The following is a 4,104-nucleotide window of genomic DNA, read 5'->3' on the forward strand; positions in this document are numbered from 1 at the left end:
TGGCGGCGGCGGTCGCAAGGACAAGGGCAAGGACAAGGGCGGCAAAGACAAGCCGGCCCGTGGCGAGCGCCCTGCCCGCGAGCAGAAACCTCGTGAAGGCACTCCGGCCCGCGAACAGCGCCAGCCAACTCCACGTGCCGACCGGGCACCGGATGAGTTCCTCGACGACGACGTGGACAACTTCGGTAACCGCGCTGACTACGTCAGCCCGTACCAGAACAAGAACAACCAGGGCCGTGGTCGCCGTCCAGGGGCTCCGGCCCAGGGCACAGGCGCCGGTGCCGGCAATCCGCCACGCGGCGGCGCTGGTGGTGGCCAAGGTCGCTCCGGCAACCCACGCAACAGCAACGGCAGCACCACCGGCACCGCGCCGGCCAAGCGCAGCGGCGGCCCACGCAACGGCGCCCCTCGTGACAGCCAGGGCCGTCGCGACGAATCGCGCAATCGTCGCCCGAACCGTGACGAACAGCCACGCCAGGAGCCGGCAGTGCAGAATCCTCGGGGCAACCAGCCGAAGATCATGCACAAGGAGTCCAAGGCCGATCGCTTCCCGACGCCTGAGCAACTGGACCAGTTGCCAAGCCGCCCACGGGGCGAGAAGCCGGCACTGCTGACCCGCAATCGCTGAGTCCGCAGGCTGAAATGAAAAACGCCCCGGGTCGCAAGACCCGGGGCGTTTTTCGTAGGAGCCGGCTTGCCGGTGAATGCCGCTTTCGCCAGCAAAGCAAAACGCCGACACAAGGTCGGCGCTTCGTGACTACCAGCGAGAGTTACTTCGCCTTCACACCTTCGAAGGTGATGTACAGGTCGACGTTGTTGGACGCCGGGCCCAGGTCCATCATCTTGCCGAAATCCTGGCGATTGATGCTGGTGGTGCCTTCGAAGCCGGCACGGTAGCCGCCCCATGGGTCCTTGCCTTCACCCAGGAAGGTGGCCTTGACCACGACCGGCTTGGTCACACCGTGCAGGGTCAGGTCGCCAGCCACGTCAGCGGTCAGCTTGCCGTCGGCATTCTTGCCGGTAGGCTTGACGCTGGTGGAGACGAACTTGGCATCGGCAAACTTGCCAGCGTCGAGGAAGTCCTTGCTGGTGATGTGCTTGTCACGTTCGGCGTGGTTGGTGAACACGCTGGCGGTGCGCACGTTGACTTCGATCTTGGCGTCTTCAGGCTTGGCCGCGTCGAAGCTGAACTTGCCGTCCAGGTCCTTGAAGGTACCGGTGATGAAGCTGTAGCCCAGGTGGCTGATCTTGAAGTCGACGAAGGCGTGCTGGCCTTCCTTGTCGATCACGTAGTCCGCTGCCATCACTTGACCGGCCGCCAATACAGCAGATCCGATTGCCAGAGCGGCGAGAGTCTTTTTCAACATGCTTTCTATTCCTTTTGAGTCAAGGTTGAACATCAGGCTTTGCGACCCAGCATTCGGGTGAGGGTCGCATCACGATCGATAAAGTGGTGCTTCAAGGCAGCCAGGCCATGGATGCCGGCAAAGATCACCAGCGCCCAGGCCAGGTACAGATGCACCACACCTGCTACATCTGCCTGGTCCGGCAGTCCGGAAACCAGGGCAGGAACTTCAAACAAGCCAAACACCGGGATACCGACGCCGTCTGCGGTGGAGATCAGGTAACCGGCAATCATGACCGCGAACAGAGCAAGGTACAGGAACCCATGTCCCAACTTGGCCCCCAGGCGGGTCAGACGTCCATGATTGGCCGGTGCCGGCGGTGGTTGGCTGACAAAACGCCACAACACCCGCAGCAGCATGATCGCAAACAGCGTCAGGCCAATACTCTTGTGCAGGTCCGGGGCGTCCTTGCGCCAGGTGCTGTAGTAGTCGAGACCGACCATCCACAGGCCCAGGGCGAACAATCCGAAGACTGCCAGTGCCACACCCCAGTGCAGAACAATACTTACCCAGCCGTAGCGCGAAGAAGAATTACGTAACTGCATCGAGTTGCACCCTGTAAGAAACGCTGACCAAGACTAGCGATTTACCTATCGAATTAAAGCGGAATTTTTTGCTTTGAAATATCGAGAAATACGATCGATAGTCTGGGCCGGGCTCGTTAAGAAAAGATTAAGGGGCTTTTCAGAAAAATCAGGGACAACCAAGGGCGGGTGCCCTGAAAGCTCCCTGATACGTCTTTGCGTACCAGCCGCGGCCGTCTGACCGCCGCACCACACAATAGGTTGTCGCGCGGCCATGCATTGCATAGGCTTGCCCGATTCCGCCTCCAGGAGACTCTACATGGGCCTGAATAACCAGTGGATGCAACGCGATCTCGCGGTACTGTGGCATCCCTGCACCCAGATGAAAGACCACGAACAACTGCCGTTGATCCCTATCAAGCGCGGTGAAGGCGTCTGGCTGGAAGACTTCGAAGGCAAACGTTACCTGGACGCGGTCAGTTCCTGGTGGGTCAATGTGTTCGGCCACGCCAATCCGCGCATCAACCAACGCATCAAAGATCAAGTGGACCAGCTGGAGCACGTGATCCTCGCCGGTTTCAGCCACCAGCCGGTGATCGAGCTGTCCGAGCGCCTGGTGAAGATCACCCCCGAAGGCCTGACCCGCTGCTTCTACGCCGACAACGGTTCTTCGTGCATCGAAGTGGCAATGAAAATGAGCTTCCACTACTGGCTCAACCGCGGTCAGCCGGCCAAGAAGCGCTTCGTCACCCTGAGCAACAGCTACCACGGCGAGACCATCGCCGCCATGTCGGTAGGCGACGTACCGCTGTTCACCGAGACCTACAAGGCCCTGCTGCTGGACACCCTCAAGGTGCCCAGCCCGGACTGCTACCTGCGTCCCGAAGGCATGAGCTGGGAAGAGCATTCGCGAAACATGTTCGCCGCCATGGAACAGACCCTGGCCGAACATCACGACACGGTAGCCGCGGTCATCGTCGAGCCATTGATCCAGGGCGCCGGCGGCATGCGCATGTACCACCCGGTGTACCTCAAGCTGCTGCGCGACGCCTGCGACCGCTACGGCGTGCACCTGATCCATGATGAGATCGCCGTGGGCTTCGGCCGTACCGGCACGATGTTCGCCTGCGAGCAGGCCGGTATCCGCCCGGATTTCCTGTGCCTGTCCAAGGCCCTGACCGGCGGCTACCTGCCCCTGGCCGCGTGCATGACCACCGACGAGGTCTACAGCGCCTTCTACGATGACTATCCAACCCTGCGCGCCTTCCTCCACTCCCACAGCTACACCGGCAACCCGCTGGCCTGTGCGGCGGCGCTGGCGACCCTGGATATCTTCGAACAGGACAACGTCATCGAGAACAACCGGGCCCTGTCCCAGCGCATGGCCAGCGCCACTGCGCATCTGGTGGACCACCCCCACGTGGCCGAAGTGCGCCAGACCGGCATGGTCCTGGCCATCGAGATGGTCCAGGACAAGGCCAGCAAGCGCGCCTACCCGTGGCAGGAACGTCGCGGCCTGAAGGTTTTCCAGCACGCCCTGGAGCGCGGCGCCCTGTTGCGTCCCCTGGGCAACGTGGTGTATTTCCTGCCGCCCTACGTGATCACCCCGGAGCAGATCGACTTCCTCGCCGAAGTCGCCAGCGAAGGCATCGACATCGCCACCCGCGACACCGTCAGCGTGGCCGTGCCCAAGGACTTCCACCCGGGCTTCCGCGATCCGGGCTAAGTCCCTCGCCCAGCTCCTGCACCCTCTGGCGCAGGAGCGGGCTTGCCAGCGAAGCGCTTCGACACGCACCGCACCATCGTTCATCGCCGGCAAGCCGGCTCCTACAACACAGAGAAACCAGATGAGATTGTCCCGCTTCTTTATCGATGCCCCCTTGAGCCTTGGCGAACACGAACTGCCGGAAGCCCAGGCCCATTACATCGGACGCGTGCTACGCATGGCCGAAGGTGATGCCTTGCAGGTGTTCGACGGCTCGGGCATGGAGTTTCGCGGCACGCTGGTGGAAGTGGGCAAGAAGCGGGTACGGGTCCAGCTGGATGAAAGCTTTGCCGGCCAGGACGAATCACCGCTGCAGATTCACCTGGGCCAGGGTCTGTCCCGGGGCGAACGCATGGACTGGGCGATCCAGAAAGCCACCGAGCTTGGGGTCGGCGAGATCACTCCGATC

4 protein-coding genes and 1 pseudogene are annotated in these 4,104 nt (G+C 62.0%); 3 read left to right on the forward strand and 2 right to left on the reverse strand.

Going from position 1 to position 4,104, the window contains the following annotated elements:
• Positions 1–628: pseudogene (locus BLX41_RS22255) on the forward strand (DEAD/DEAH box helicase); the annotation flags it as partial.
• A gap of 142 nt (positions 629–770) precedes the next feature.
• On the opposite strand, the gene BLX41_RS22260 reads toward BLX41_RS22255, so the two are convergent.
• Together BLX41_RS22260 and BLX41_RS22265 are read right to left on the reverse strand one after the other, a co-directional pair.
• A complete protein-coding gene (locus tag BLX41_RS22260) occupies positions 771–1,367 on the reverse strand; it encodes a YceI family protein (protein WP_031320659.1) in 597 nt (198 codons plus the stop codon).
• A gap of 32 nt (positions 1,368–1,399) precedes the next feature.
• Positions 1,400–1,951, reverse strand: coding sequence for a cytochrome b (locus tag BLX41_RS22265; protein WP_123726628.1), 552 nt, complete (start codon positions 1,949–1,951; stop codon positions 1,400–1,402).
• Between the two features lie 298 nt (positions 1,952–2,249).
• On the opposite strand from BLX41_RS22265, the gene BLX41_RS22270 reads away from it, so the two are divergent.
• Positions 2,250–3,656: an adenosylmethionine--8-amino-7-oxononanoate transaminase gene (locus BLX41_RS22270; protein ID WP_123726629.1), complete on the forward strand. Its 1,407-nt coding sequence runs from the start codon at positions 2,250–2,252 to the stop codon at positions 3,654–3,656.
• Between the two features lie 121 nt (positions 3,657–3,777).
• Positions 3,778–4,104, forward strand: a 327-nt coding sequence (locus BLX41_RS22275) for an RsmE family RNA methyltransferase (protein ID WP_148059767.1), incomplete at its 3' end; no start/stop codon positions are given.

It is taken from the genome of Pseudomonas protegens, from assembly GCF_003732485.1.
Lineage (GTDB): Bacteria > Pseudomonadota > Gammaproteobacteria > Pseudomonadales > Pseudomonadaceae > Aquipseudomonas > Aquipseudomonas protegens_B.